Annotated in this window: 21 protein-coding genes and 3 pseudogenes; 9 read left to right on the top strand and 15 right to left on the bottom strand. The window is 69.3% G+C overall.

What is annotated here, in order from left to right; translation table 11 throughout:
* Positions 1–405: 405 nt before the first annotated feature.
* The 4 genes and pseudogenes from ACQEU6_RS02360 to ACQEU6_RS02345 form a co-directional block, all read right to left on the bottom strand.
* Positions 406–687 (bottom strand): annotated as a pseudogene (locus tag ACQEU6_RS02360) (ATP-dependent DNA ligase); the annotation flags it as partial.
* Positions 688–1,643: 956 nt separating this feature from the next.
* The gene (locus tag ACQEU6_RS02355; RefSeq protein WP_499328915.1) at positions 1,644–2,432 is read right to left on the bottom strand and encodes a transposase; all 789 of its coding nucleotides are present in this window, start codon (positions 2,430–2,432) and stop codon (positions 1,644–1,646) included.
* Between the two features lie 163 nt (positions 2,433–2,595).
* On the bottom strand, positions 2,596–3,756 hold the full coding sequence (locus ACQEU6_RS02350) for an IS3 family transposase (RefSeq protein ID WP_499340077.1): 1,161 nt from the start codon (positions 3,754–3,756) through the stop codon (positions 2,596–2,598).
* A 41-nt stretch (positions 3,757–3,797) separates the two neighbouring features.
* Positions 3,798–4,277: a hypothetical protein gene (locus tag ACQEU6_RS02345; protein WP_499328914.1), complete on the bottom strand. Its 480-nt coding sequence runs from the start codon at positions 4,275–4,277 to the stop codon at positions 3,798–3,800.
* A gap of 610 nt (positions 4,278–4,887) precedes the next feature.
* Here ACQEU6_RS02345 and ACQEU6_RS02340 point away from each other — a divergent pair.
* Positions 4,888–5,250, top strand: a complete 363-nt coding sequence (locus ACQEU6_RS02340; RefSeq protein ID WP_499328913.1) for a hypothetical protein — start codon at positions 4,888–4,890, stop codon at positions 5,248–5,250.
* A gap of 124 nt (positions 5,251–5,374) precedes the next feature.
* Here ACQEU6_RS02340 and ACQEU6_RS02335 read toward each other — a convergent pair whose 3' ends face one another.
* Both ACQEU6_RS02335 and ACQEU6_RS02330 read right to left on the bottom strand, forming a co-directional pair.
* Positions 5,375–5,563, bottom strand: a complete 189-nt coding sequence (locus ACQEU6_RS02335) for a hypothetical protein (protein ID WP_499328912.1) — start codon at positions 5,561–5,563, stop codon at positions 5,375–5,377.
* Between the two features lie 248 nt (positions 5,564–5,811).
* Positions 5,812–6,642 carry an NAD(P)H-binding protein gene (locus tag ACQEU6_RS02330; RefSeq protein WP_499328911.1) on the bottom strand — a complete coding sequence of 277 codons (831 nt, stop codon included), beginning with the start codon at positions 6,640–6,642 and terminating at the stop codon, positions 5,812–5,814.
* 73 nt (positions 6,643–6,715) lie between these two features.
* Between ACQEU6_RS02330 and ACQEU6_RS02325 the strand changes: the two genes are divergently transcribed.
* From ACQEU6_RS02325 to ACQEU6_RS02310, 4 genes are all read left to right on the top strand, one after another.
* Positions 6,716–7,603: an AraC family transcriptional regulator gene (locus ACQEU6_RS02325; RefSeq protein ID WP_499328910.1), complete on the top strand. Its 888-nt coding sequence runs from the start codon at positions 6,716–6,718 to the stop codon at positions 7,601–7,603.
* A 294-nt stretch (positions 7,604–7,897) separates the two neighbouring features.
* Positions 7,898–9,154 carry an NAD(P)/FAD-dependent oxidoreductase gene (locus ACQEU6_RS02320; RefSeq protein WP_499328909.1) on the top strand — a complete coding sequence of 419 codons (1,257 nt, stop codon included), beginning with the start codon at positions 7,898–7,900 and terminating at the stop codon, positions 9,152–9,154.
* A gap of 10 nt (positions 9,155–9,164) precedes the next feature.
* Positions 9,165–10,118: a sigma-70 family RNA polymerase sigma factor gene (locus ACQEU6_RS02315; protein ID WP_499328908.1), complete on the top strand. Its 954-nt coding sequence runs from the start codon at positions 9,165–9,167 to the stop codon at positions 10,116–10,118.
* A 576-nt stretch (positions 10,119–10,694) separates the two neighbouring features.
* Positions 10,695–11,771, top strand: coding sequence for an IS630 family transposase (locus ACQEU6_RS02310; protein ID WP_499340076.1), 1,077 nt, complete (start codon positions 10,695–10,697; stop codon positions 11,769–11,771).
* Positions 11,772–11,938: 167 nt separating this feature from the next.
* Here ACQEU6_RS02310 and ACQEU6_RS02305 read toward each other — a convergent pair whose 3' ends face one another.
* Complete coding sequence (locus ACQEU6_RS02305; RefSeq protein WP_499328907.1) at positions 11,939–12,370, bottom strand: hypothetical protein; 432 nt, start codon at positions 12,368–12,370, stop codon at positions 11,939–11,941.
* A gap of 76 nt (positions 12,371–12,446) precedes the next feature.
* Here ACQEU6_RS02305 and ACQEU6_RS02300 point away from each other — a divergent pair, with 76 nt between their 5' ends.
* Positions 12,447–12,986, top strand: a complete 540-nt coding sequence (locus tag ACQEU6_RS02300) for a TetR/AcrR family transcriptional regulator (RefSeq protein WP_499328906.1) — start codon at positions 12,447–12,449, stop codon at positions 12,984–12,986.
* Positions 12,987–13,245: 259 nt separating this feature from the next.
* Here the strand turns inward: ACQEU6_RS02300 and ACQEU6_RS02295 are convergent, their stop codons facing one another.
* Positions 13,246–15,183, bottom strand: coding sequence for a WD40 repeat domain-containing protein (locus tag ACQEU6_RS02295; protein WP_499328905.1), 1,938 nt, complete (start codon positions 15,181–15,183; stop codon positions 13,246–13,248).
* 679 nt (positions 15,184–15,862) lie between these two features.
* Positions 15,863–17,044 (bottom strand): serine hydrolase domain-containing protein, encoded by a 1,182-nt coding sequence (locus ACQEU6_RS02290; RefSeq protein WP_499328904.1) that lies wholly within the window; start codon positions 17,042–17,044, stop codon positions 15,863–15,865.
* Between the two features lie 133 nt (positions 17,045–17,177).
* On the opposite strand from ACQEU6_RS02290, the pseudogene ACQEU6_RS02285 reads away from it, so the two are divergent.
* The 3 genes and pseudogenes from ACQEU6_RS02285 to ACQEU6_RS02275 all read left to right on the top strand — a co-directional run.
* Positions 17,178–18,161 (top strand): annotated as a pseudogene (locus tag ACQEU6_RS02285) (IS1380 family transposase); the annotation flags it as partial.
* Positions 18,162–18,396: 235 nt separating this feature from the next.
* The gene (locus tag ACQEU6_RS02280; RefSeq protein ID WP_499328903.1) at positions 18,397–19,653 is read left to right on the top strand and encodes an IS110 family RNA-guided transposase; all 1,257 of its coding nucleotides are present in this window, start codon (positions 18,397–18,399) and stop codon (positions 19,651–19,653) included.
* A 25-nt stretch (positions 19,654–19,678) separates the two neighbouring features.
* Positions 19,679–20,071 (top strand): annotated as a pseudogene (locus tag ACQEU6_RS02275) (transposase); the annotation flags it as partial.
* 409 nt (positions 20,072–20,480) lie between these two features.
* Here ACQEU6_RS02275 and ACQEU6_RS02270 read toward each other — a convergent pair.
* From ACQEU6_RS02270 to ACQEU6_RS02245, 6 genes are all read right to left on the bottom strand, one after another.
* On the bottom strand, positions 20,481–21,257 hold the full coding sequence (locus ACQEU6_RS02270; protein WP_499328902.1) for a hypothetical protein: 777 nt from the start codon (positions 21,255–21,257) through the stop codon (positions 20,481–20,483).
* 951 nt (positions 21,258–22,208) lie between these two features.
* Positions 22,209–23,198 carry a M24 family metallopeptidase gene (locus tag ACQEU6_RS02265; protein ID WP_499328901.1) on the bottom strand — a complete coding sequence of 330 codons (990 nt, stop codon included), beginning with the start codon at positions 23,196–23,198 and terminating at the stop codon, positions 22,209–22,211.
* Positions 23,195–24,142, bottom strand: a complete 948-nt coding sequence (locus tag ACQEU6_RS02260; protein ID WP_499328900.1) for an ABC transporter ATP-binding protein — start codon at positions 24,140–24,142, stop codon at positions 23,195–23,197. The genes ACQEU6_RS02265 and ACQEU6_RS02260 overlap by 4 nt, the downstream gene beginning before the upstream one ends.
* On the bottom strand, positions 24,139–24,915 hold the full coding sequence (locus tag ACQEU6_RS02255) for an ABC transporter ATP-binding protein (RefSeq protein ID WP_499328899.1): 777 nt from the start codon (positions 24,913–24,915) through the stop codon (positions 24,139–24,141). Before ACQEU6_RS02255 ends, ACQEU6_RS02260 begins: the two co-directional genes overlap by 4 nt.
* Entirely contained in the window at positions 24,912–25,757 is an 846-nt protein-coding gene (locus ACQEU6_RS02250) for an ABC transporter permease (protein WP_499328898.1), read from the bottom strand. The genes ACQEU6_RS02255 and ACQEU6_RS02250 overlap by 4 nt, the downstream gene beginning before the upstream one ends.
* Positions 25,754–26,764, bottom strand: coding sequence for an ABC transporter permease (locus ACQEU6_RS02245; protein WP_499328897.1), 1,011 nt, complete (start codon positions 26,762–26,764; stop codon positions 25,754–25,756). The genes ACQEU6_RS02250 and ACQEU6_RS02245 overlap by 4 nt, the downstream gene beginning before the upstream one ends.
* Positions 26,765–26,767: the final 3 nt, after the last annotated feature.

Genomic DNA, 26,767 nt, shown 5'->3' with positions numbered 1-26,767 from the left:
CGATCCGAAACGCCGCCGTAGCGTACCGCCCTGCGCTCGCCGCCCCGCAGATCGACGAACACGTAGTCGGAGTCGAGTTCCCCGTATTCCTCCACGAGGTGGTCGGTGTAGAGCCTGATCAGCTCACCCGCGACCGGCATCTCGCGTTCGCTGGTCTTGACGCGGGCGTCGTTGGCGTTGCGGCGGGCTCGACCCTTGATCAGCCGGGCGGCGGCGTTCGCTATCCTCGCGCCGAAGGTTGAGGGCCTCGCCGATCCGCATACCGGTCGCGGCCAGAAGCCCGGTCAAGAAACGATCCCGCAGTCGCACGCGGCCCGCCAGAGTTGCGCCATCTGAACCCCGGTGAGATCGCGCGGAAGCTTCCGAGGCTGCCGCAACTTGATCGCCTTGTGATGCTCGGTGCCTTCACTCAGATGATCGAGGAATGGACGCCAGGACGTGCCTCGTCCTCTTGATGGCAGGGCTCAGCGAGGGCCGGTTCCGCCGGCGGCGTTCGACGTGGCGGCGTTGCAGCGCCGCGAATTCCAGCCGGCCGTCGCACCCCCAGCGGACGATCTCCCCGTCCACGACGGTGCTGGGCGGGAACACCTCGCATACGGCGAGGACGATCTCGGGGAACGCGTCGTTGAGGCGCCTGAGACGCCGGGACCAGAACTGGACGCCACCGCGCTCGTTGATGTGAGCGGTGCAGCGGAAGCCGCGAGTTGCCGGTCCCCCTCACCTTCGGCATGGCTCAGGGCTGGCAGATGGGGAGTGCGGAGCCGAGAGCGCCCTGCAGCCTAGGTTCGCCGCTCCCCACGGTTCAGAGTCCAGCCCGAGGCCTTCCACGGACAGTGACAACTTGAGTGCAAACGGTGGCATTTCTGAGAATCTCATATATGCTCGCGCCGGAAGAGCCGTCAAGCCGCCAAGCCTGGGAGGACGGTTTGTGTTCTTGTGATCTGCCCTTGACCTGGGGACTTGTCAATAGACGGGGGTCTGTGGGCGTCGGTGTTCGGAACCACTCCAGTTCGCGTCGCGGCGCGTTTCCAGCCATGGTCGCCCAGGGGGAGGCCCGTTGCCGGGGGGTTTCGTGGGCCTGACCGCCGACACAGCCAGGCGAGAGCGTTCCGGCCCCGGATGATTGATGACGGTGCCTTCCGGCCCCGGTTGCGGTTAGCGAGGATGACGGTCCAGGCTTGGGCCGTCTGCGACGCCTCATCTGTGCGGCGGCGGTCGTCAATGCCCGGCTGGGTTCCCTACTGAGGCGCGGACCGGGCCTGGGGCTTGGTCCGTCAAAGGATATTCGGCAGGTGCTCAGGTGGGGTCGCTCTCGACGGCAGAGCAGCGAGCGCCCCGATCCGCGGCCGTTCTTGGCGATGCGATGGACACCCCGCACACCCAACGGCCAGATCACCGGAGTTCCTCCGGCGAGAGCGGCGCCAACCGCCCCGGCGAACCGCACCGTTCCGTGGACCTCCGTCCTTCACCACCGCGGGCGGCAGGGGCGGCGGTCGGTGACGTGTCAGGGCCCGGCGTGGTTCATATCGCGGCGGAGCGCGTGCCAATTCGGTGCCGGATCGGTATGGCCGACCCGGCGGAGCACGCAGGTCACGCCGCTGGTTAATCGTGCCCGATGAGGGGCAGGATGCCGGAAATTACCTCTAGCGTTCTGCGTCTGAAATCCGTTGAAGATATCTGGCGAGGGAGTCGAGGATCTCTTCGGCGGTCTTGGTCAAGACGAACGGTTTGGGGTTGGTGTTCCATTGCTGGCCCCAGGCGCGGACGTCGGCTTCGAGGGCTTGGACGCTTTTGTGGACGCCGCGTTCGGTGAGCTGGGCGGTGAGGTAGGCGAACCAGCGTTCGACCTGGTTGAGCCAGAATGACGGGGTGAAGTGCACGTGAAAGCGGGGTGGCGGGCCGGCCGTTGATGGACGAGCGGTGTTTTGTGGGTGGCCAGGTTCTCGCAGACCAGGTGCACCTCCAACTCGGCGGGCACGGCCTTGTCGATCGCGGCCAGGAACTTTTTGGACTCGGCCGCGCGATTCCGGCGGTGCAGGTCGGTGATGACGGTGCCGTCGGCGATGTTGAAGGTGGCGAACAGGCTGGTGGTCCGTGCCGGGCGTAGTCGTGGGTGCGCCGCTCGGCGCGCCCGGCATCAACGGCAGCACCAGCTGAGACCTGTCGAGGGCCTGCATCTGCGACTTCTCGTCCACGCACAGCACCACGGTCCACTCGGGCGGATGGTGGTAGAGCCCGACCACGCCCACCACCTTCTCCACCAACAGCCGGTCGGTGGAGATCTTGAATGCGTCGGCCCGGTGCGGCTTGAGATCGGACCGGCGCCAGATCCGCCCGATCGTCGAACGGGGCAGCCCGGTGCGCCCGGCCCTCAAGGCCTTGGACCAGGGCGTCGCACCCGACGGAGTCTGCTCCAGAGTGAGCGTGACCACTTGCTGGACCTAGTCCAGCAGGATCGAGGGCGGACGGCCGGGGCGGGGCTCATCAGCTAGCCCGGCCAGGACGTGCTCGGTCCGTGGAGGTAATCCACTCGCACTGAGCTTCCCCCGGTTTCACGGACACCTTGATGTTGCCCCGGTTTCACGGACTCGCTGGTCAGGAGATCAGGTTCAGCGGGTGGGTGCTTTCGAACTGTATCGGGCTCATGTAATCCAGGGCGGAGTGTCGTCGGCGGCGGTTGTAGAACCCTTCGATGTATTCGAAGATCGCGTCGGCGAGCTCGACGCGGGTCCGCCAGCGTCGCCGGTCGAGTAGCTCGGTTTGCATGCGTGCCCAGAACGATTCGGCCACGGCGTTGTCGTAGGGGTCGCCGACGGTGCCCAGGGAGGGTAGGAGTCCGGCTCGGCGTGCGCGTTCGGTGAAGGTCCACGAGGTGAACTGGGTGCCGTGATCTGCATGGATGATCGTGTCAGGGATCTGTCCGGCGGTGCCGCGGGAGTCGATGGCCATGCCGAGAGCGGAGGTGGCCAGGTCGGCTCGTTGCCGTGAATCGATGGCCCAGCCGACCACTCGGCGGGAGTAGGCGTCCAGGACCACGCAGCAGTAGAGCTTGCCCTCGCGGGTGGGGTGCTCGGTGATGTCGGTAACCCACAGCTGGTTTGGGCCATCGCGGCGGAAGTCGCGTTTCACCAGGTCGGTGACCGTTGCCGCGGCGGGGACCCGCTTGGCGCGACGCCGCAGGGGCAGCCCTGCCAGGCCGGCCCGCTGCATCAGCACCGCCACCGTCTTGCGCGAGACGGCCACGCCCTGGCCCTGGACGAGCTCGGCGCGCACTCGGGGCGATCCATAGGTCTGTCGTGATGCCTGGTGGATGGCAGTGATCTGGTCGGTCAGCCATGCTTGACGGATGGCGCGCGCCGAGGGGGGTCGGATGCGGGCGTCGTAGAAGCCCGACCGGGACACTCCGAGCGCAAGACATGCCTGCTTGACCGGGACGCCCTCAACGGCCAGCTCGGCTACCAGGGCGAACCGGGCTTTTGGGGGCACCACCTGCTCGACCGCCGCGGCGGCCTTCCGCAGGATCTTGACCTCGTTCTCCAGCTCGGCGATCCGTGCCTGGGCCTGGGCCAGGGCAGCGGACTCGGCCTCTGCGGGGCTGAGCTGCCTCAGGCCACGCTCTATCAGGTCCCGCCGTTTCCAGCGGTGCAAGCACGACTCCGCGATGCCCAGCGCCGCGGCCACGTCCCGCACCGATCGTCCCGACTCCAGCAGCTCCAGGGCACGCCGACGAAACTCCGGCGGGTAAGGCTTGGGCACGAAAACGATCTCCTTCACAAGATCGCCGAACCCTACCTCTCTCAACATCCGCGCCCGTCAAACGGGGGCAACATCAAACTGTCCGTGCTACGGGGGGAACCATCACTGATGGGTTCTGCCTCGTTGAGGGCTTCGGCGGCGCGTTGGTCAGCGATGCGACGCTTGACCTCGGTCCAGGTGATGGGGAGTTCGCCGGGTTCCGCAGTCCAGAACACGAAAGTGGACTCGTGCGTAACCGAGCGCAGGCGGCGCATGGTGGAGTGGTGTGGTTCAGCCCGGGCGTACGCGTAGAGCGCCTTCTTGTCACTCCACGCCGAGACGGTCCAGAAGGTGCGCTTGAGAAGCTCGGCCTTCAGGCCGAGCCCATGCACACCTGATGATCGGCGCGCCTGGCGCCACAGAGCTACTGAGGCCAGGAAAAAGCCCGGCACCTCGCGCAACCTGCGCACCTCCAGACGAGAGGCCATCACCAGCACCTCGGACTTCGTCCCGCCCGGTCCGACCCACGGCAGTGTCGGCATAACTCACCTCTATCTAGTCGCCGTCAAGATAAACGTCGCTCGCGAACGTGTCAATGCTGGTGCGGTGGACGATGCGAGATGAAACACGCTGCCGCCGCTTCCCCAGGAACGTTTCCACTGCCGCAAGTCGCTCGCAGGATCGAATCCATAGCCCCATCAATCTCTACAGCCCGGCTCCAGGCTGGGGCTCCGAACTCGGAGGGTGTGGGAGCGAGGACGGCCAGGAGGGATCGAGTTGCGGTCGAACTGGTCACCGCCGTCGATGGTGAGCCCTGCCCCAGTGCGACAGGTCCCTCCGGTCAGCAGCTCGGTCGGGCCGGGCCTCAGCCCGGCAAGGCGGTGGATGGCGGGGTGCCGAGGCGGCGATCCGCGGCGGAACAGGGCAGAGCGGCTCCGTATCAGAGCTCTGAACTACCCCAGGGCGCTTCACCCCGCATGCTGGTGATCTCTTGGAGAACTTTTACTTACCGCGCACACACGGGCTCTTGAACAACTCGATTCGGGGTGGACGTCGGTGGTCGGTGCGAACACGTCGCGGACGGTTCCCGGCGAACGACGTCCGGCCAGTCACCGACCGGACGTGACCAACCGACAGAAACTGGAGTCGACCATGAATTCGATCACGCGGTCGCCGCTCTTCAGGACCGTGAGGGCCTGTCTCGCCCAGGTCGCTTACATGCTCGCACTGGCGGTGCTGCTGCTCTGGGATGTGCAGTCCTGGCAGTACGACAGCCGCCTGGAAACCGGCGCGCACGGGGTCCTGTGGGTGTTTGCGTGTGTCATGAACCTCGCCTACTGGAGTCGCAGGTCCGACCGCCTCTACTACCTGTGGTACGAGCGCGCCCAGAACCGGAGCGACGTCTTGAAGAAGGTCGAGGGGGGCATCCGTATCGCCACGTTCATCTCTGTGGCGATATCAGGTTTCCTCCTCCTCCTCATCCTCGCCGTCCTCGTGCAACACCCGGCGGCCTGACGCCGCCTGTTCCCTACACCGCGGCCGTGGTCGCCGGGTCCGGTCCGTAGCGACCAGACCCGGCGGCCGCGGCCGTCCTGCTGGAGACAGAAGCCCACGCCTGTGGCCTCACGCCGTGCCTCGATCAGATCGAGATCGCCGCCCCGGGCGGGGTCGCCGTTCCCGCGGTGAGGTTCGCGCCGACCAGTTCGAGACGAGGACCGCCTGGCGGCGGTGGCGAGTGGACCAGGACGAGTACGGCGAGAAGTACTACACGCCGCTCGTCGCACACGCTCATGGCCGGCGCCTGCAGCGCTCCCCGGAGCACTTGCATGCGGCCTCGCCCAACAGTGCGGCCAGGCGGCTCACGCTGTAGAACAGAGCGTCACTCTCGCCTTCGGCACTGCCCGCGACCGGGCGGGCGCCAGCCCATCAGGTGTACGCCCACCCGCGTCGCAGCAGCCGAGCACCCCATCCGCTCGTTTGGGGTCGTGACACGTTTCTTACCGATACCTCTGGTCAGAGGCGGGGTCGTTGGGTGGGTGTGGCAGTCTGTGCACCGCTGGCCTGGCTCCTACCGGGTCAGCCACTCCACGAGCCCGCGGCGGCGGCTGTTTTGACATAGTCGGCGAAGGACCGCGGCTCGTGGCCGAGGGCGCGTCGTACGCCGTCGCTGACGCGGTCACCGGCACCATTGCGGATCCGGCCCAGCAACTCGGTCACCAGGTCCGCCGCCGGCTTCGGTGTGCCTTGGGCCGCCAGCGCAGCGGTGAACTGCGAAGGTTCAAGGGGTGTGTAGCGGATTCGGCGCCCGGCGGCCTCGGCGATCATCTCGACCGCGGTGCGGAAGGACAGCGGTTCGGGGCCGGACAGCTCATAGATCTGTCCCGCGTGGCCGTCGCGGGTGAGCGCGGCGGTCGCCGCGTCGGCGATGTCGTCGGCGTCGATGAACGCCTCCCGACCCTCGCCGGTCGGTAGCGCCAGTTCTCCGGACATGATCGGCTCCAGGAACAGGTCTTCGCTGAAGTTCTGCGCGAACCAGGCCGGCCGCAGGATCGTCCACTCCATGCCGGTCGCGCGCAGGGCGAGCTCGGCAGGCTCCTGGTATGGATCCGCCGCACCGCCCGGGCCGCGCGCCGACAGCAGCACCACCCGGCGGACGCCGGCCTGTGCCGCGGCCGCCATGAAGTCCCCCACGATGGCGGCCGGCACGGACTCGCTCATCGGGTTGAGGTAGATCGCGCCCGCACCGGCCAGGGCAGGGGCCCAGGTGTCACGGTCGGCGAAGTCGAATCTGGTCCCGCCGGAACGGGAGGCCGCCCGGAGGGGGCGGCCAAGCTTGTCGAGTCGTTCAACGACACGGCGGCCGGTCTTGCCCCGAGCGCCAAGTACGAGAATGGATGAGAAGGACATGGCGCCAGCACATCAGATGCGCACGAGACGAACCATGGCCATCCATCTCGTTCGCATGTGAGATCGTCTCATCATGGATCTGCTGGAGGACTATCTCGCAGGCGTACGAGCGCAGGGGGCGGTCTTTTGCCGGTCGGTCGCCGAGCCTCCCTGGGCGGTGCGGTTCGGCGATCCCGCGCCGCTGGCGCTGGGCGCGATGCTTCGTGGCCAGTCCTGGATCGTCCGCGACGGAACAGCACCCATCCAGGTACGGGAGCGTGGTGTGGTCCTGGTCCGCGGACTGCGGCCGTTCACCGTCGCCGACCGGCCCGGCACGCCACCCGAGGTGGTGATCGACGGCTCGGATCGGTGCTGGACCACCGCCGACGGCTCCGACCTGTTCGTCACCGCCGAGTACCCTCTGCGGGGCGACGTCTCCGAACGTCTGCTCAAAGCCCTGCCCGAGGTGGCCGTCATCCCGGCCGAGCCGGAGTTCACGCCCCTGCTGGACATGCTCGCCCTCGAGATCGACCGCGAGGAACCCGGCCAGCAGGTCATTCTCGACCGGCTCCTGGACCTGCTCCTGGTCCGGGCGCTGCGCTCATGGTTCGCCCGGCCCGACGCCGAGCCGCCACCTGGTTATCGGGCCCTGGCAGACCCGCGGATCGGGCGGGCCCTGCGCCAGATGCACGAACGCCCCGCACATCCCTGGACGGTCGCGGCTCTGGGCGCCGAGGCGGGGATGTCCCGGGCGGTGTTCGCCCGGCGTTTCGCCATGCTGGTCGGGCAACCTCCCCTGGTCTACCTCACCGAGTGGCGCATGACCTTGGCCGCCGACCTGCTCCGCATGCCGGGCGCGACCGTCGCCTCGGTGGCCCGCAAGGTCGGCTACGCCGACGGCTTCGCCTTCAGCAACGCATTCAAACGGGTTCGCGGCATGCCGCCCAGCGACCTGGCCCGCTCATCGGGGAAGGACGGTTGAACCAGCGGGCCGAAACCCGGTGCTCCGCCCGGGGGGCCAGAATTCGGCAGAAGACACCGCAGCGGGGTGCGACCAGGGCCAGGCCGCACGGAACGAGTACCTCGCATCATGCACGGTGGAAGAGGAAGCCCGCAGGCCACTGGACACCGATCCGGCCCTGGTCTCGGCAGGAGCTCATCACCGAGTCGGCGCCTCCAGCCGCTGCGTGACCCATGCCACATGCAGTTCCCGTCAGCAATCGGGACGCTGTTCCGCTCAATTCACCAAGAGCGAGCGAACCGACAGGAGAAACGCATGAAGCACCGCATCGTCGTCCTCGGCGCCGGCTATGCCGGGGCCTTTGCCGCGGGGAACCTGGCCCGTCGGCTGTCCCCGAAGGACACCGAAATCACCGTGGTCAACGCTGTGCCGGACTTCGTTCAGCGGCAGCGGCTGAACCGGCTCGCGGCCGGCCGGGACATCGAGGCTCCGAAGCTCGCCGACGTCTTCGCGGGCACGGGGATACGGCTACGCATAGCCCGCGTCACCGCCGTCGACCCCGAGCGCGAGGTCGTCGTCGTGGCCGACGCCGACGGCGGCGGCGAACTCGGCTACCACACGCTCCTGTACGCGCTCGGCAGCCGCGTCGCCGACCGAAGCGTGCCAGGCGTGGCCGAGCACGCCTTCAACGTCGCTGGCCGGCCCTCGGCCCTGCGCCTGCGCAGGCGGCTGGACAGCCTGGAGGGCCTGGCCCGGCGGGGCAAGGGCGGGAGGGTGCTGGTCGTCGGCGACGGGCTGACGGGCATCGAGACCGTCACCGAGATCGCCGAATCCCGACCCGGCCTGTCGATGGCGCTGGTCGCCCGCGGCGAGCTGGGCGCCCGGCTCTCCGCCGGAGCCCGCGATCACCTGCGCCAGGCCTGCGAGCGGCTGGGCATCACCGTCCTGGAGCACACCAGCGTCGAAGCCGTCGAAGCGACGCGGCTGCTGTGCGCCGACGGCACCGCCCTGGCCTGCGACGCGACTGTGTGGACGGCCGGGTTCGCCGTCAGCCCCATCGCCGCCGCCGCCGGGCTGGAGGTCACCGACAGCGGCCAGATCGTCGTCGACCGCACCATGCGGTCGGTCTCGCACCCCAACATCTACGCCATCGGCGACAGCGTCCACGTCATCGGCGACAACGACCGTCCGCTGCCGATGAACTGCGGTTCGGCCGGCTACACCGCCAAGCAGGCCATCGAGGCGATGGTTGGGCGCCTGACCGGCCGCAAGGTCGCGCACACCAAGCTGGTCTACCAGTACAACGCCATCAGCCTCGGACGGCGGGACGGGATCCTGCACCTGATCGACGATGCGGCGCAGGCGAAGCCGAAGTACATGGGCGGCCGGAAGGCCGTGCGGATCAAGGCGGGCATTCAATGGGGAGCTTTGTGGGCCACCTCGCACCCGACCTTCGGCCTGCCCAAGCGCCAGCACCGCCTGGCCGACTCGCCGGAAGCGACCGCGGAGAAGGCCGCCGCCGTCGCGCCGGATGGCGTCCGCCGGGAAGGCGGTCGCGTAGCCGCCTCATAGAGTGCTCCGCGTGGACAACACCGCCACCGATCGGTTCGACACCAGCCGGTTCGAGGCCAGCCGGAACCGGCTGGCCTCACTGGCCTACCGGCTGCTGGGCTCCGCCACCGACGCTGAAGACGCCGTACAGGACGCCTTCCTCCACTGGCAGGCCGCCGATCGGCAGCGGATCAAGGTGCCCGAAGCATGGCTGACCAAGGTCGTCACCAACCTGTGCCTCGACCGGCTCCGCTCGGCGCAGGCTCGCCGCGAACGCACCGCCGGCGCCTGGCTTCCCGAACCGCTCCTGGACGGCGACCCGATGCTCGGCCCGGCCGACACCGCCGAGCAGCGCGAATCGGTCTCCCTAGCCGTGCTGACGCTCATGGAGCGCCTGGCACCCCTGGAGCGGGCCGTCTACCTCCTGCGCGAAGCGTTCTCCTACAGCCACGCCGAGATCGCCGAGATCCTCGGCATCACCGAGTCCGCGAGCCAGCAGCACCTCCACCGGGCCCGGCAACGCGTCGCCGCGGAGCGCCGCCGCGGCGGCGAGGCCGATCCCGCGTCCGCCCGCAGGATCGTCAAAGAGTTTCTCACCGCCGCCTCCTCCGGTCGCACCGAACGGCTGGTGGCGCTGCTCACCGACGACGCGACCGCGATCTCCGACGGCGCCGGCCTGACCGAGAAGCTGCTGCAGTACAGCACCGCACAGGGCATCGCCGCCGTCGCACGAGCCGGCTTCAAATCCACACCCGCGAAGCGGCGCCTCGCCGGCGGCGCGCCCGCCATCCACTACGCGCTCGTCAACGGCGCCCCCGCCATCCTCTTCGTGCTCGGCTCCCAGGTCATCGGCGCCGTGACGTTCGACCTCACCGGCGGCAAGATCGCAACCGTGCGCGGCATCGCCGCCCCCACCCGCCTCATTCGCCTCACCGAGACCTGGCAACACCACGAACCCGACGCACCCCTCATCACCCGGTGGTGACCGGCGCCGACCGCGGCCAGCGCAGCAAAGGCGCTGCAATGAACCGCTTCGGGCGCAGCCGCCAACAGCCTCTCCCCCGGCCGGTGGCAGCCACGACAGCACCGGAGTCGGCATCCTCACCCCCGGCCAAACAACCGCCGGCCGGCAGACCCTCGCCCCGGGCAACCGTAGCCACAGTCGACTCCTGCGCGGTCTGCGCAACCCCAGCGTCCTCGTCAAGGCCACAATCGCCCGCTTCCGGCGGCAAGGCGCGGCTACCAATTTCGGATAACAAGTTCTCCTTCTTCATATGAAGGGTCATGACGTCGATGTCGACGGTGTCGGCGTTAGATCACCCTGTTCAGGGCTGCCTGCATCTGGACCGCCTCGGTGTCGCGAGCGTCGTGGGGCGGCGCTCCTGCCGCGTTGAGATCCATGTCACACGTCACTCCAGTCAGCAACCGGGTCGCTGTTCCGCTCAACTCACCGAGAGCAACGGAACTGACAGGAGCAACACGTGAAGTACCGCATCGTCGTCCTAGTGTCGTGTGAATGAAGTACTTGGACGGTGATGATGGGTGTGCGGTTGAATGGCGTATGCCTGTTGCTGCGCCCCTTGCCGTGCCAGACGCCGACCGCGAGGTCCTGCGGTCCTGGGTGCGCTCCCCGTCGATGCCTTCGGGCCTGGTGACACGGGCCCGGATCGTGCTGCTGGCGGCCGAGGGAGAACCCAACGCCGAGATCGCGCGGCGACTGGAGGTGTCTCGGCAGACGGTGGTGACCTGGCGGGGCCGGTATCGCAGTGGCGGCCTTGGCGGGTTGGACGACCGACGGCGTTCGGGCCGGCCGCCGGTGGTGGACGAGGCGCAGGTGGTGGTGCGCACCCTGGAGGGCCCGCCCGAGGCGCTGGGCGTGACGCACTGGTCGTCGCGGCTGCTGGCCGCCGAGTTGGGCATCTCCAACGGCGCGGTGGCCAAGGTGTGGCGCAAGTGGAAGATCCAGCCCTGGCGCAGCGAGACCTTCAAGTTCTCCACCGATCCGGAACCGGCGGCCAAGGTCCGGGACGTGGTCGGGCTGTATCTGGCACCACCGGAGAAGGCGGTGGTGGTCTGTGTGGACGAGAAGTCGCAGATCCAGGCACTGGATCGGACGGCGCCGATGCTGCCGGTGCGACCGGGCCTGGCCGAGCGCCGCACCCACGACTACCTCAGGCACGGCACCACCACACTGTTCGCCGCGCTTGAGGTCGCCACCGGACGCATCACCGCCGACGCCTGCTATGACCGGCACCGCAGCGATGAGTTCCTGCGCTTCCTCAAGACCATCGCCAAGGCCCACCCGCGAGTGAAACTGCACGTGGTCTGCGACAACTACGCCACCCACAAGCATCCCCGCGTGAATGCCTGGCTGGCCCGCAACCCGCGGATCACACTGCATTTCACCCCGACCGGCTGCTCCTGGCTGAACCTGGTCGAGATCTTCTTCGGCATCATCACCCGCCAGGCCATCCGCCGCGGCACCTTCACCTCGGTGCCCGACCCGGTCGCGGCCATCGGCCGCTATATCGACGCCTACAACCAGCACTGCCGGCCCTTCGCCTGGACCAAGACCGCTGACGAAATCCTCGAACACGCCACACCGCACCGTCCAAAGACTTCATTCACGCGACACTAGGTGTGTACTGACCGGGCAGTACACACCTGGTTTTGGTGTCCACCAACCTTCACCGGGTTCGAGGCCACGCCGGGAACGTCCCGTGATGGGCACCGGGACACGAGGGTCGCCGGACGCGGTCGCCATGTCAGGAGCGGCATTCGGCGGGCGGTCATGGACGCCCTGCATCACGCCACTGCCCTCGCTGTCGACCAGGCGGTCCAGCCTCGGCTGAGCACATACGCGGCCAGGAGGAGGAGGGTGACCACTCCGTCGGCGATCAGTACCGTGCCTGCGCCGTCGGCCCCGCTGCCGAAGGCCAGGGCGGCCAGGGTGAGGCCGAGCTTGTCGAGGATGGCGAGCTCCCAGATCCCGGCATAGAGCCGGGGACGGTAGCCCAGCAGCAGGAACACGCCCGCGAAGACACCGAAGCCGAGCATGCGCCAGGTCTCGACCATCCGTGTGGCCGGTCCCGCGTCCGCGACGGCACCCACTGCGCCGGCCACCGCGGCGGCGGCGCCGCAGGCGGCGAGGATGAGCAGGGCCCGCGCGACGCGGTCCCTGCTCCGCACGGAGGCGGTGCCGGTCTCGACATGAGTGGAGGGGGAATGAGCTGGCATCGACGTCACCTTTCACCCTAACGGTGTTAGGGTGGTTACCCTAACACCGTTAGGACGCCCTGGAAAGGCGGGACGGATGGTTTCCCACGCACTGAGCCGGCTCACCCCGAGAGCCCGGGAGATCGTGCAGGCCGCGCGGCAACTCCTCGAGCGGGAGGGCCCGGATGCACTGTCGATGCGTCGCCTCGCCGCCCAACTCGAGATCCGCGCCTCCTCGATCTACGAGCACCTCCGCAACAAACAGGCGCTGGAGGCGGCGCTGATCTCGGTCGGATTTGAGGAGCAGGCCGAACTGTTCGCGCAGGCCGTCCATCAGTCGGATGCCCCGATCGCCGCCCTCACCGCCGCTTACCGCGACTTCGCGCGCCGCCAGCCGAACCTGTATCGGCTGATGACCGAGCGGCCCCTGCGCCGCGACCTGCTCACCTCCGGAGTTGAGGAGGCGGCCGCGATGCCGCTCCTCGACGCCACCGGCGGTGACCCAGAACGCGCACGGGCCATCTGGGGCTTCGCGCATGGCATGGTCATCCTCGAGCTGAACCAGCGCTTCCCGCCCGACGCCGATCTCGACACCACTTGGCGCAAGGGCATCGACGCGTTCCAGCGCACGGACTGAGCGCCGCCTGTCCGGTGCGTTAGCACGGGAGGGCGCTCCTCGTCCGGCCAGCGCGAGGCGCACGCGGCCGATCGCAAGTCGGAGATCTCGCTCTCGAGACAGGAACAGGGACCCTGACATCGCGAACATTCATCGGCTCGCGTCCTGCGGCCCCGGGGCGGGGCGTCGCCAACGCGGGAGCCGACAGGCAATACGGGATGAGACGTCACGGATGCCCGATTTGCCGATAGCAAATCGGGGGCGATCCACGCCCGGTCTGCTACGGCTCCCCGCCTTCGGCGCACCACTCGACCACGTGTTCGGCCAGGGCACGCTCGTGGCCGTCACCATGACGGCGGACGGCCTCCAGCGCCTCCCCCAGCCGTGACGATGCGGCGAGCAACGGCGGCGGCGTTCCTCGCAGAACGTCCAGCAGAGCACCGTAGTACCACTCCTCGGGATCGGGCTCGGCGGCACGGCGCAGGATCTCCGTCACGAGCGCGTCCACGGCCGGACGTCCGATCGCCCGCAGCGCGATCTTCGCGCCGTGCCGGGTGTTCTGGTCGTCGTCCTCCTCCAGGGCTTCCAGGAGCGCCGGCACGGCCGGTGCCGCGATCTCCCCCATCCTGCGCAGCGCATAGGCGAGGTGATATCCGGCGACGGCCTCGCGTGGCTCCTGTTCCGCGGCCCGTTCGTTGGCGCTGCGGAGCGCGGCGTGCACCGCCGGGAAGGCCGCCGCACCCCGCTCGGCCAGTGCCTCGCCCAGCAGGACGCCGAGCAGGTTGCCGCAGCCGGCGAGCGACTCGACCAACTCCGTCGCGGCGCTGTTCTCGGACAGGTCGGCGAGGCGTCCCAGCAGCCGCCCGGCAATCCCGCCCGGATCGGTGCCGTGCGCCGCGAACATCCGGTAGAGCGTGGTGACCGCAGCGTCCTCGTTCGCCTCGACCAGCGCGAGCACGGCCTCCTCCCGAACCTCCGGTGTCCGCCCATGGATCACCAGGTCGATCAGCCCGGTCAGGACGAGCGGCTCGTATGCGTTCGCGATCAGGGCCCTGGCGGCGGCGAGCGCGGGTCGCGGGTCGCCCCGATGATCACGCAGGTCATCCAGGAGGCCGTCCAGATCGGTCGGCGGGTCCATCCTGCCGGGGGTCCCGATGCGGAGCGCGGTCAGCCGTCCGCCGGACCACTCCAGGGCGTGCACCTGTCCGCCATGCCCTCCCACCAGCCACAATCGCCCGTCGGGGCTTCCGTCGACCACGCTCAACTCCCACGGGTCCTCGCGACCGTACGGGACCTTCCGCCGAAGATCCGGAGCAGGCTCGAAACGCGCCAGTGGCGCCTGGTCGGACATCCGCCACAGCGCGGCGGTGCCGTCCCGTGAACCGGTCATGACCAGTCCGGACGCGGTGACAGCCAGCGCCTGAATCCGGTCCCGGTGCGCCTGGACGCGGCCCAGTGGTCCTCCAGTGCGCGCGTCCCACCACGACAGCACGCCCTCCCGGTCACCGATCACCACCAGCGGCTCGTCCTCCCGGACGGCGATCGCCGTCGGACGGGCAGGCACCGCGAAGGCGGCGACCTGCTCGCCGTCCCGCGCGTCCAGCACCACCACCCGGCCGCGACGCGGCGACACCACGAGCCGCCCCCGATCGCAGACCCGCAACAGACGCTGCGCGAACGGCTCCCGCTCCGTGTACGTCCAGTACGGCCGGTGGTACTCCACCGGGTCCGGATCGAGCCGAGCCCAGCCGTGCACGCGACCGTCGACGTCAGCGCCGACGATCACACCGTCCCGCGCGATCTCTACCGCCTCGAACTCGTCCTGGCCACCGCGCAGCCACCCGTGTGCGCCGCTGCTCAGAGCCCGCCAGCCGATATCGCCCCGGAACACGGAGAACGTGACGGGACCGCCCTCGGTGAGCCGCAGCGCCTCACCGGGAACCGGATCGGTCTCCGTCCACATCAGGGTCTCGCCACCACCCACCTGGACCACGCCCTCGCGGGAAGTGACCAGGCGATGCTCGCCGGGGAGGAACAGCAGGTCGCGCACGGGTACGTCATGCGGGCGGATCATCGCCGCGACGAGGCTGCCGGCCAAGTACGCACCCGGTCCGAGCTGCCAGACCCGCACCTCGCCGGACCGCGACGAGGTCGCGCCGAACCGCCCGTCCGACGACAGCGCGACCGCCAGCACCCGGTCATCGTGATCATGTGGCACCCGCCCTTGCTACCAGCCCCGAGGCGGCACCCGCCATCCGATATCGGTGAGCTTCCCCCGTTTCCACGGACACCTCATCTGAGTCGACCTTGATCAATTTGGGAAGGAAGTGTCGCGTGCCACCACGTCACCCGCCCGGGTTCCGGCGTCGCGCCGTCGAGCCCGGCCCGGAACGGCGACAAGTCGGTCACCGCACTGGCCAAAAGTCTCGGTATCGGCCGGTCGTGCCCGAGCAACTGGATTCGTCAGGCCGACATCGAAGAAGGCCACCTCGCCGGCCTGAGCGCCAGCGAGCAGAAAGAGCTGGTCGAGCTGCGCCGAAAGGCCGGGCAACTTGAGCTGGAGAACGAGATCCTCAAGCGGGCGGCGCCTTCTTCGCTTCTAAGAACATGCTCCCAAAAAAGGTACTACTGGTGCGGGGACATCACCTATCTGCCGGTCGCGGGCCGGCGGATGTTCCTGGGCACCGTGATCGACATCAGCCGGCCGGCCTTCTACAACACCCGCCGCCGTCACTCGGCCCTGGGCCACCTCAGCCGGCCGAGTTCGAAACAGCGCGTGGCCTGGAGGCCGTCGACAGGCGCCGCCGGAGGCTGGCAGAACCGACATGTTGGCGCGTTCGCGTCTCTGGCCTTCGTACGCCGGGCTTCCAGGCGGCTGAGAGCGACCGCCGTTCTCGTCAGCTTTCGCAGAACTCGGCCTTGACGACGGCGTCCTCCAGTTTCTGCTCGCCCCAGTCACCGTTGCGGTTCATGGTGAGCACGTGCCGTCCGTCACCGGTGGCCGCCGTCCTGGACGCCGATCCCGGGAGCAGGCCGCCGTGGCCCCAGACCCAGCATCCCTGCTTGAGCTTGAACTTGCGGATGCCCAGGCCGTAGCGGTCGTCGGGGCCGCCGTGGCCATCCGCCCCCTCCACGGGGACCGTGTCGAACATCGCCCGCTGCTGTGGGCGTGGCAGCACTTTGCCGCGCAGGAGCAGGGACATGAATCTGTTCACGTCGCCGGCGGTTGAGATGATCTGTCCCGCAGACCAGGCCACGGTGGGGTTGAGCTCGGTGGCATCTCTGACCTTGGCGTCCGGTCCGTCCTCGAAGAGCGTTGAGTAGTGGAAGGCGTGCGGGCGGGGCACCTTGGGTGAGGAGCCGGGCACGCTGGTGCCCTCCAGCTTGAGGGGCTTGATGATCTGCTTGCCGGCCTCTTCCTCGTAGCTGTTGCCGGTGACGCTCTCGATCACCATCCCGGCCAGAATGTAGTTGGTGTCGGAGTACTCCCAGCGGCCCGGGTCACCAGGCTGAAACACCGCCGGGTGGGTGAGCGCGATGTCCACCAGCTCGCGTGGGGCGACTGTGTTGTAGCGGTTCTTGTCGAACTCGTCACCGGCGTACCGAGCGCGGAAGCCCTCGTCGTTGTTGTAGTTGAAGATCCCGCTGGTGTGGTTGAGCAGGTGCCGCACGGTGATCTTTTCGGGGTGGTATCCCGTGCCATGCACCACTCCGGGCAGCCATCGCTCGACGCTGTCGTCGAGCGACAGCTTCCCGGCGGCCTCCAGCTTCAGCAGCACGGCGGCGGTGAAGGGCTTGGTCATGCTCGCGATGCGGAATCTCTCGTTGGAGGTGCGCGGGCGTCCGCTGTCGAGGTCGGCGACCCCGGCCGTCCCGGTCCAGGTGCGATGGCCGTCCTTCACCTCGGCGATCACACCGGGCGTGCCCTGCTCGACGATCGCCTTCAACGCGGCGTGGGTCTTGGCATGCGGCCGTGAGGCGTGGGGGGAGTCGGCGAGGGCCGGGCCCGCCGCGGCGGTGAGCGCGCCCGTCCAGGCCAAGACGATCAGTGCGCGCTGCGGTGTGTGCAAGCTGTTCATGTGGTGAGCTAACCTCGGGCTTTCACCGGACGGTGGGTCGGGAGTGACCGTTTAGACAAGAAAAGTGCTTCCGAGCTGGGAGGATAGGGCTTGTCGAGAGTCCTGTCCGCACCAGTCCGAAAGCACTTTTCGCGTGAAGACTACAGGTCGCCATGCCAAGCTCGTGGTGTCTTCGGACGGCGCGGGGATCGTCGGTCAGGCCGGCGGGGTGCTGCTGACCGAGGCGCTCCGGGCCACCGGGCTCGACCGGGCGCTCTCGGTCGGGCTGGAGCGGTGGCGTAGGCCGCGGGCGGTGCATGATCCGGGCAAGGTCGTGGCGGACCTGGCGGTGATGCTGGCGCTGGGCGGGGACTGCCTGTCCGATATCGCGGTGCTGCGGGCCGAGCCGGAGCTGTTCGGGCCGGTGCCCTCTGATCCGACGGTGTCGCGGCTGGTCACCAGCCTGGCCCAGGCCGGTCCGCAGGCGTTGCGGGCGATCCGCAAGGCCCGCTCGTCCGCCCGCGCACGGGCCTGGGAACTGGCCGGCGAGCACGCCCCGGGGACGGGCGGGGACCTGATTCCGGTGGATCTGGACGCCACGATCGTGCTCGCGCACTCCGACAAGCAGGACGCGGCCCCGACGTGGAAGCGCACCTTCGGCCACCATCCGATGACCGCGTTCATCGACCACGGCCCGGGCGGGACCGGTGAGGCCGCCGCCCTGGTGCTGCGGCCGGGCAACGCCGGGTCCAACACCGCCGCCGACCACGTCACCGCAGGGCGCCTGGCCCTCAACCAGATCCCGTCCCGCCTGCTCAAACAGGTCCTCATCCGAACCGATTCCGGTGGCGGCACCCACGAGTTCCTGGACTGGGTCACCGCCCGCCGCGTCAAGTACTCGATCGGCTTCAACCTCACCGACGACATCTGCGCCGCCATCCTCAACCTGCCCGAACACATCTGGCAGTGCGCCTACGACGCCGACCGCCGGCCCCGCCCCGGCGCGTGGGTGGCCGAGCTGACCGGCATGCTGGACCTGACGGGCTGGCCCAAAGGGATGCGGGTCATCGTCCGCCGCGAACGCCCCCACCCCGGCGCGCAGCTGCGGTTCACCGACATCGACGGGCACCGCTTCACCTAATGAGAGCTACCGGGTCACTCCAGTCGCTGGAGGAGACTCGGGTCCGTAGCCGCCGTCGAGTGAGCACCCGTTTCACCAGGGAGCAGTTGAGCCCTTGAAGCAGATCGTGCCCTTGCCGGTGGCCGGAAGAACCGACCGCCGATGGGATGTCGTCGCCCGGCCGATACGCCGTGAGCACTTGATCATTAGGTCGCTGGGGTTCTTTCGCAGGCTCGCATTGATAGGGAGATCCGTGAAGCTGTTCGTCGGCGACGACTGGTCCGAAGACCGCCATGACGTGGAGATCCAGGACCCCGCTGGACGCCGTCTGGCCAAAGCCCGGCTGGACGAAGGGGTGGCCGGTGTCGCGCGACTCCACGAGCTGATCGCCGCGCACCTGCCCGAGGACGCGAAGGCGGCCCAGGTGGAGATCGGAATCGAGACCGACCGCGGACCGTGGGTGCAGGCGCTGCTGGCTACTGGCTACCAGGTGTTCGCGATCAACCCGTTGCAGGTCGCCCGCTATCGGGAACGTCACAGCGTTTCGGGCGGAAAGAGCGACACCGCCGACGCGCACACGTTGGCGGACATGGTCCGCACCGACTCCCACCAGCTGCGCCCGATCGCCGGAGACACCCCGCAAGCTGCCGCGATCAAGGTCGTCGCCCGCACTCACCAGACCCTGATCTGGGAGCGCACCCGGATCATCCTGCGACTTCGGCACGCGCTGCGCGAATACTTCCCCGCCGCGTTGGCCGCCTTTCCCCAGCTTGCCGAGCCCGAGGTCCTCGAACTTCTCCTGGCCGCTCCGGATCCTCAGACCGCCGCCGCCTTGACTGCGGCCCGGATCAAGTCGGCGCTCAAAAGAGCACGCCGTCGCGGCATCGACGCCAAGGCCCAGGCGATCAAACAAGCGCTCAGGACCGAGCAGCTGACCCAGCCACCGGCGGTGGTCGCGGCCTACGCCGCTGCCGTCCGAACTCACGTGGCGCTGTTGCTCACGTTGAATGAACAGATCGCAGCCATGGCGACGCAGGTCGAAGCCTCGTTCATGCAGCACCCTGACGCCGAGATCTACCTGTCCCAGCCCGGCCTGGCCACCGTGCTCGCCGCCCGGACACTCGGCGAATTCGGCGATGATCCCGACCGCTACGCCACCGCCAAGGCGCGCCGCAACTACGCCGGCACCAGTCCCATCACCCGCCAATCCGGCAAGAAGAAGGTCGTCTCAGCCCGCTACATCCGCAACGACCGGCTCGCCGACCCCCTCATGAGACAAGCGTTCACCGCCATCCGCACCTCACCCGGAGCGCGCGCCTACTACGACAAGCAGCGCGCACGCGGCCTCAGCCACTTCCCAGCCCTGCGTCAGGTCGCCAACCGCCTCGTCGGAATCCTGCACGGATGCCTCAAGAACGCTACGCCCTACGACGAAGCAATCGCCTGGTCCAACCAGGCCGCCCTTGAGACACCGACACCTCCAGGACGTCGACCAGCGCATGCAGCTTGACATCCAAACGACATGGGATGTCTGCTTTGTGACCGGCACCCGGCCCGGAGGCAAGCACGGGCAGCTCGCCGACCTGGAACTGCGCCACCGCCGCCGCGCCCGCTGCGAGGACCGCATCCGCTGCGCCAAGGACACCGGCCTGCGCAACCTGCCCCTGCACAGCGCAGCGGCCAACCAGATCTGGCTCGAACTCGTCGCGCTGGCCGCCGACCTGACCGCCTGGACCCAGATGCTCGCCTTCACCGGCCACCCGGCCCGCCGCTGGGAACCCAAACGCCTGCGCCTGCGCGTCTTCTCGACCGCCGCACGCCTGGCCCGCGGCGGCAGACGGCTCCGGCTCCGGCTGGCCCGGCACTGGCCCTGGAGCGGCCTGATCGCCTCGGCGATCGGGCGCCTGCAGATGCTCCCGGCGCCCTGACCAGCACCAACCGTCCCATCAACACCAGGAAGCAGAACCCCCGGGGCCCGTGGAACCCCGCCCACCCGACGCGACAGTCGGGCCCAACGGCTGACCCGCTACCGAAAAAGAAGCGTCGGTTGGGTCGCTCCGCGACCCAACCGACCTCACGAAAGATCGAGGCTAAGCGAGCACAGCGCAGTGCGCGCCATCGGGAATTCGCCGGAGATGAGTTCAGGGGTGGCTGGATGGCCATCGCTGACGGCGGAGGCCCTTCGGCTGGGCCGCGCCGATGGAATTCCATGCTCTGGCCGCTTGCTGAGGGGCGAGTCGCGGCCCCCCGGTCGCACTACTCGGCGACGGTGAAGTTGATCGCCTCCTACCAGGGTAGGAGGATCGCCCCTGACGAAGAGCAGTTCAGAGAACTCATTCAGCGATCGAGCGGGCACACCAGCACGAGGCGCGGAGTCGCTCGCGGTGAGCAGGGACGCCGGCGGGCGTCACCCGATCTTCCGGCGGCGGCTCCGCCGGACGTCCCGCGCCGCTGACGCCACCCACCGTTCGCCGTTCGCCGGCATGGCTTCGTCCGCGTGTAGCGGCAACGTTCGTTGATGAGTTTGGGCGACACCCTTGATCGGTGCAGTGTCGTGTCGATGATTTCACCAGCACCATCGCCCCGACCCCGCTCGTCGTGATCGCGGAGCATGCGGAGGGCCGTGGCAGGGACGGGCGGCCGGCCCCGCGTTCGGCTGTCTGGTGGGTCTCCTAGACGGTGGGGGCGGGCTGGCGGCGGCGCCGGTGGTAGGCGGCGGTCAGGGCGTCCCATCATCACCGTCACAGCCGTCATGACCAGTCCGCCGATCGCGGCGGGTATGACCACCGGCATCGGCGGGACGCGCCTGCCACCGACGATCGGGACCCAGGCCGGGAGCACCTCACCCCACCTACTGACCAGGCCGATCGCCGCCAGCGCTGCGACCTCGGTCAGGATGCCGAGCCCGAACACGTACGGGATGGAGATCGCCAGGTGGGGCATGCCGGTGTCCTGGACCTGTCCCATCGGGAAGTGGAACGCGAACGGCAGCCGCCACAGGCACGACGGCAGCAACAGCAGCGGCAGTGCGTAGGCCAGCCGCAGAGCCCAGCGGGGGGCCGGCCGTTCGGTGTCGCTGGTGGCCGGGACCTTGTGAATCAGCATGATGGCCATGTGCTTTAAGTTGCCCGGCCTGCGAATACTGCAGATCGCCCGCGATGGTGAAGTGGCTCCCCCGGACGGGGGGAATCAGCGTCCCGCTCTCAACGACCAGCGGCGGCGGCACGACCTACGGTGAATGACCGACCGGCGCGGCCACACTACGACGCCCTCATCAAAGGCGTAACCGCTTCACGGACCCGTCTTTGAGCTGCCCAGCGACCGCGCCGTTACTGAATCTCATCGGCAACACCGTCCCCACCTCACCCCCGAACCATCAAACAAACGTTGCTGCTTCTCACAGTCGCAATCAGGCATCCTGAGCATGCTGGACAAAGATGTGTCGGCTGGCCGGTCGGCCAAAGGACACGGCGTTGCGATGGCCCGCGTCACCGCATCGGTGAGCGGCCTGTAATGGTCCATGCTGGTCGCCACGTTGCTCCTGGACATCGGCTACGGCCCCTACGCCCAGCGCGCCAGGTCGCCCTTCGGCCGATAGCCGGTGCAGACCCCGCTCCCGCAGGTCGGCGTGCGACGCGGCCGAGGGCCGTGGTCAGCGCGCACGGCGGCGGGTGGCGGGGTCGGCGTCGGCAGTGACGTGGGCGGAGGTGTTTTCGCCGAACAGGATTGGCGGGGCTGCGTTCGCCGCCGAACTCTGCGGACCAGGATGACGTAGGCACGATGACCGACCGTCGGGTGAGCGCTTCGGGAATCTGCGAAGCGTACGGTGGCTCCCCTCGCTGGCTCCTGTGGCTCCCTGGCCACAGCCGCGACCTCGCTGCTGTGCGGTGGGATCTGCGAAAGGGCTCTGGGCATCGCGCGCGCCACGGGCCAGCGGGCCGCGCTGGACGATTCGCTGGCGGCGCTCCGCCTGGTGCTCGCAGGCGCCTCCGGCCGGTCGACCGCGTGCTGCCCTTCCTGAGCCCCGTCCGCGCCGCCTGCCGTCTCACCAGGCCCGAGGCTCGTTCAGCGGTCGGTGACGATGAGCAGGCGCGGGCTCTGGCTCAGGCGGCGGGCCCCGATGTCGGTGCAGACGACGACGTCCTCGATCCGCGCGCCGTACAGTCCCGGAAGGTAGATGGCAGGCTGGACGGACATGGTCATGCCGGGCTCGATGACGGTCTGGTCCTCCGATGTCAGGTAGGGCGGCTCGAACTGGTCGAGGCCGACTCCGTGGCCCGTCCGATGGACGAAGAACATCCCGTACCCGCTGGCCGCGATGGCGGTGCGGCAGACCTCGTCGATCTCGGCGGCGGTGACACCGGGGCGCACCGCCTCGCAGGCGGCGCTGTGGACGGCGAGCACGACGGAGTACATGGCCTCGAAGTCCTCCGGCGGCTCGGCCACGACGAACATCCGGGTGATGTCGGAGCAGTAGCCGTCGTGCCGTCCGCCGAGGTTGACCAGGACCGCGTCGCCCGGGTTGATCACCCGTTCGGTGGGCCGGTGATAGGGGGCGGCGGAGTGCTCCCCCGCCGCGACGGTGACGAGGGTGACCTCGTCGTGGCCGGTCTCCAGCAGCAGCAGTCGCAGCAGCCGCGCCATCTCCCGTTCGGTGGTGCCGGACCAGCGCAGCTCAGCGGCCATCGCCACGGCCCGGTCGGCGGCGGTGGCCGCGCGTTCCATGGCCGCGATCTCCGCGTCGGACTTGCGCATCCGGAGTGGTGCGAGGAGCGGTTCGGCCGAGGCGAACAGGGTCCGCGGACCGAGGCTCTCCTGGATGGACAGCAGTTCGCGCGCGGGCATCTGGGGGTCGATGGCGACCCGCGCGCCCACCGGGATGAGGGGCGAGGCATCGGGAACATGCGCGGGCGGGCCGTCCGGCGTGATGACGAGGAAGCCGTGCCGCGTCGAGTCGGCCAGGTACCGCAGGTTCGAGGAGGGGCGCAGGACGAGGACGTCCACCCCGTGCTCGATCATGCGGGCCCGCACCCGCTCCATCCGATCGTCGCTCATTCCGGCGCCGAGTCGTAGAGCCAGCAGGCCACCCCGCGCTCCTGTACCGGTTCACGCTTCGAGCAGATCTCCATGGCGTGGGGACAGCGCGGGTGGAACCGGCAGCCGGACGGCGGCGACACCGGGTCCGGCACGTCGCCGGGCAACTCGGCGGGAAGCGTGCCCGCCCCGTCCGGCGCGGGGATGGCGGCGAGCAGGGCCCGGGTGTAGGGGTGTTTCGGGTCGGCCCAGACCTCGGCGGTCCGGCCGATCTCGACGATCTTGCCCAGGTACATGACCGCGATCCGGTCCGCGATCATCCGGACGACCGACAGGTCGTGGCTGATGAAGAGGAGCCCCGCCCCCGACTCCACGGTCAGTGACCGCATCAGCGCCGCGACCTGCGCCTGGGCGGAGGCGTCCAGCGCGGAGATCGGCTCGTCGCCGATCAGCAGGGAGGGCCGGGCGGCGAGGGCGCGGGCGATGGCGATGCGCTGCCGCTGCCCGCCGGAGAACTCGTGCGGGTAGCGGGTGGCCATGTCGGCCGACAGCCCGACCCGTTCCAGCAGCTCACCCGGGGTCGGGCCGCCGCGCCGGCCGTCGGCGATCTGGCCGCCGATCCGGCGGCGCGGGTTCAGCGACGCGAACGGGTCCTGGAACACCATCTGGATCCGGGTCAGCGCGGGATCGCGGCGGCGCAGGCCGAGCGGCGTCACCGGGCGGCCCTCGAACCCGATGGAACCGCCGGACGGGCGGATGATCCCGCAGATGGCGCGGGCCAGCGTGGACTTTCCGCAGCCCGACTCGCCGACCAGGCCGACGACCTCTCCGGGCGCGACGGTCAGGTCGACACCCGCCACCGCCCGTACCGGGGGCCGGTCGGGGCTGCGATGGTCGACCACCAGGTTCTCGACGGCCAGCAGCGAGGTGCCGGGCGCCGGCTCGGTGTCGTCCAGCAGTTTCATGAAGTGCTCCGCTCCGGCAGCGCGTCCAGCAGCATTCGGGTGTACTGGTCGGCGGGCTCACGCATGACCTGGGCGCGTGCGCCGGTCTCGACCAGCAGGCCCGCCCGCATCACGCTGATCGTGTCGGCCACCGCGGACATGACGCCCAGGTCATGGGTGACCAGCAGGACGGCGAGTCCGAGCTCGTCGCACAGGCCGCGCAGGAGGCGCAGGACGCCGGCCTGGACGGTCACGTCGAGCGCGGTGGTCGGCTCGTCCGCGATCAGGACCTTCGGGTCGCAGGCCAGCGCCGCCGCGATCGCGATGCGCTGGCGCATGCCGCCGGAGAACTGGTGGGGGTACCGCCGGAGCGCGCCGTCGGCGTCCGGGATCCGCACCCTCGTCAGCAGTTCGACCGCACGGCGGCGCGCCTCGGCCTTGTCCAGGTCCAGATGGTGGCGCATGTGGTCGGTGAGCTGGCGGCCGATCGAGAGCATGGGGTGCAGGCTCGTGGACTGGTCCTGGAAGACCATGCCGATCTCGCTGCCGCGCCGCGCGTTCATCTTCTTCGGCGGGAGGGTCAGCAGGTCGGTTCCGTCGAACAGGATTCGCCCACCGGTACGCGCGCCATGGGGAAGCAGCCCCATGACGCCCAGCCCGGTCATGGTCTTCCCGGAGCCGCTCTCGCCCGCCAGCCCGTGGATCCGGCCCGGTTCCAGCCCGAGGTCGATCCCCCGGATGATCTGCCGCCCCCCCAGCTCGACGGTGAACCGCTCGATGTTCAGCAAGGTCACAGCGCCCGCTCCTTGATCGCCCGTGCGGTCCGCGGGTCGAGCGCGTCACGCATCGTGTCACCGAGGAAGTTGAAGGCCAGCACCACCGTCAGGATGGCCAGGCCGGGGAACACGCCGACCCACCACTTGTCGAACACGTGCGTGGCCGACGCCACCATCGAGCCCCATTCGGCGGTGGGCGGCTTGGCGCCGAGCCCGAGGAACGACAGTCCCGACAGCAGCAGGAGCTGGGTGCCGATGTCGAGGGTGGCCAGCACCAGGACGGGGCCGGTCACGTTCGGCAGCACGTCGGTGCGCAGCGAGCGCCACGAGGAGAACCCGAGCAGCCGCCCGCTGATCACGAACTCGCGGGACCGGACGCCGAGCACCAGGCCGCGGGTGACCCGGGCGTAGGCGGGCCAGGACACGACGAGCACGGCCAGCACCGCGTTGCGCAGGCTGGCGCCGAGCGAGGCGGCCACGGCCATCGCGAGGATGACGGTGGGGAACGCGAACACCAGGTCCGCCACCCGCATGATCGTCTCGTCCAGCCAGCGGCCGAAGTAGCCGGCGCACGCCCCCAGCAGCCCGCCGATGACGACGGACATCACGACCAGCAGCAGGGTGAGCGGGATGGACAGGCGCGCGCCGTACAGCACCCGGCTGAGGACGTCGCGGCCCAGTTCGTCGGTGCCGAACCAGTGCGCTCCGCTCGGCGCCTGGAGCCGCGGGAAGGCCTGGCTCAGCGGGTCGTGCGGCGCGAGCAGCGGCGCGGCGAGCACCACGACCAGCCATCCCGCCGCGATGACCAGGCCGATGACGGCGAGCGGCTTGCGCCATGCCTCCGGCACCCTGCGGCTCACGTGTGCCTCACTCTTGGGTCGATGACGCCGTACAGCATGTCCACCACCAGGTTGACCACCACGTAGATCACGCCCACCACCAGGCCGACGCCCATCACCGCGGGCAGGTCGAGGGTGGTCGCGCTCTTGTACGCGTACTCGCCGATGCCGGGCCAGGCGTAGATCGCCTCGACGAGCACGGTGCCGGACAGCAGGCTGCCGAAGGCCAGCCCCGCCACCGTGATGACGGGCACCAGCGCGGCGCGCAGCGTGTACCGGAAGAGGACGGTGCGGCCGGGCAGCCCCTTGGCTCTGGCGGCCCGGACGTAGTCCTGGCCGAGCACCTCCAGCACGGCCGACCGCGTGAACCTGGTGAGCAGACCGATCGTGTACGCGGCGAGCACCAGCGCGGGCAGCACAAGGTGGCCGACGGCGCTGGCGAAGACGTCCCACTGGCCGGCGAGCGCCGCGTCCACCGTGTACAGGCCTGTGGCGTGCGGGGGAGGCGACATGGCCGGGGAGAGCCTGCCGGAGCCCGGCGCCAGCCCGAATTTGTAGAAGAAGAGGTAGAAGGCCAGCAGCGCGAGCCAGAAGGTCGGCACCGAGACGCCCGCCAGGCTGGTCACCCGCAGGAACTGGTCCACGAGCCGGTCCCGGCGCAACGCCGCGATCACTCCGAAGGCGACGCCGACCAGCAGCGACACCAGCAGCGCCGTGCCGGCCAGTTCGAACGTCGCGGGGACGAACTCCCGCAGGTCGTCGGCGACCGGCCGGTGGCTCTGCTGCGACTCGCCGAGGTCCCCGCGGACGAGGTCGCCCATGTAGGTCGCGTACTGCACGGGCAGCGGCTTGTCGAGGCCGTGCTCCTCCCGGAACTGCTGGACGATCGCCGGGTCGGCGAGCGCCTGCTGGCCGAGGTTCGCGGTGGCCGGGTCACCGGGGACCATGTTGGTCAGGATGAAGGTGACGAGGGTGACCCCGACGGCGAGCAGGACGGAGACCGTCAGCCGCCGGGCCAGGAATCGCATCAG

It is taken from the genome of Spirillospora sp. CA-108201 (genome assembly GCF_050936235.1).
GTDB lineage: Bacteria > Actinomycetota > Actinomycetes > Streptosporangiales > Streptosporangiaceae > Spirillospora.
The sequence above is the reverse complement of the archived record's forward strand: the minus strand, read 5'-3'. Positions and strand labels throughout refer to the sequence as shown.

What these genes read in the sequence shown, in the direction of transcription:
- ACQEU6_RS02300 (WP_499328906.1), top strand. Translation starts at nt 12,447, where the DNA reads ATGGTTTCCCACGCACTGAGCCGGCTCACCCCGAGAGCCCGGGAGATC.
- ACQEU6_RS02320 (WP_499328909.1), top strand. Translation starts at nt 7,898, where the DNA reads ATGAAGCACCGCATCGTCGTCCTCGGCGCCGGCTATGCCGGGGCCTTT.
- ACQEU6_RS02270 (WP_499328902.1), bottom strand. Translation starts at nt 21,257, where the DNA reads ATGGCCATCATGCTGATTCACAAGGTCCCGGCCACCAGCGACACCGAA.
- ACQEU6_RS02325 (WP_499328910.1), top strand. Translation starts at nt 6,716, where the DNA reads ATGGATCTGCTGGAGGACTATCTCGCAGGCGTACGAGCGCAGGGGGCG.
- ACQEU6_RS02330 (WP_499328911.1), bottom strand. Translation starts at nt 6,642, where the DNA reads ATGTCCTTCTCATCCATTCTCGTACTTGGCGCTCGGGGCAAGACCGGC.
- ACQEU6_RS02305 (WP_499328907.1), bottom strand. Translation starts at nt 12,370, where the DNA reads ATGCCAGCTCATTCCCCCTCCACTCATGTCGAGACCGGCACCGCCTCC.
- ACQEU6_RS02260 (WP_499328900.1), bottom strand. Translation starts at nt 24,142, where the DNA reads ATGAAACTGCTGGACGACACCGAGCCGGCGCCCGGCACCTCGCTGCTG.
- ACQEU6_RS02340 (WP_499328913.1), top strand. Translation starts at nt 4,888, where the DNA reads ATGAATTCGATCACGCGGTCGCCGCTCTTCAGGACCGTGAGGGCCTGT.
- ACQEU6_RS02345 (WP_499328914.1), bottom strand. Translation starts at nt 4,277, where the DNA reads ATGCCGACACTGCCGTGGGTCGGACCGGGCGGGACGAAGTCCGAGGTG.
- ACQEU6_RS02265 (WP_499328901.1), bottom strand. Translation starts at nt 23,198, where the DNA reads ATGAGCGACGATCGGATGGAGCGGGTGCGGGCCCGCATGATCGAGCAC.
- ACQEU6_RS02310 (WP_499340076.1), top strand. Translation starts at nt 10,695, where the DNA reads ATGCCTGTTGCTGCGCCCCTTGCCGTGCCAGACGCCGACCGCGAGGTC.
- ACQEU6_RS02245 (WP_499328897.1), bottom strand. Translation starts at nt 26,764, where the DNA reads ATGCGATTCCTGGCCCGGCGGCTGACGGTCTCCGTCCTGCTCGCCGTC.
- ACQEU6_RS02290 (WP_499328904.1), bottom strand. Translation starts at nt 17,044, where the DNA reads ATGAACAGCTTGCACACACCGCAGCGCGCACTGATCGTCTTGGCCTGG.
- ACQEU6_RS02335 (WP_499328912.1), bottom strand. Translation starts at nt 5,563, where the DNA reads ATGCAAGTGCTCCGGGGAGCGCTGCAGGCGCCGGCCATGAGCGTGTGC.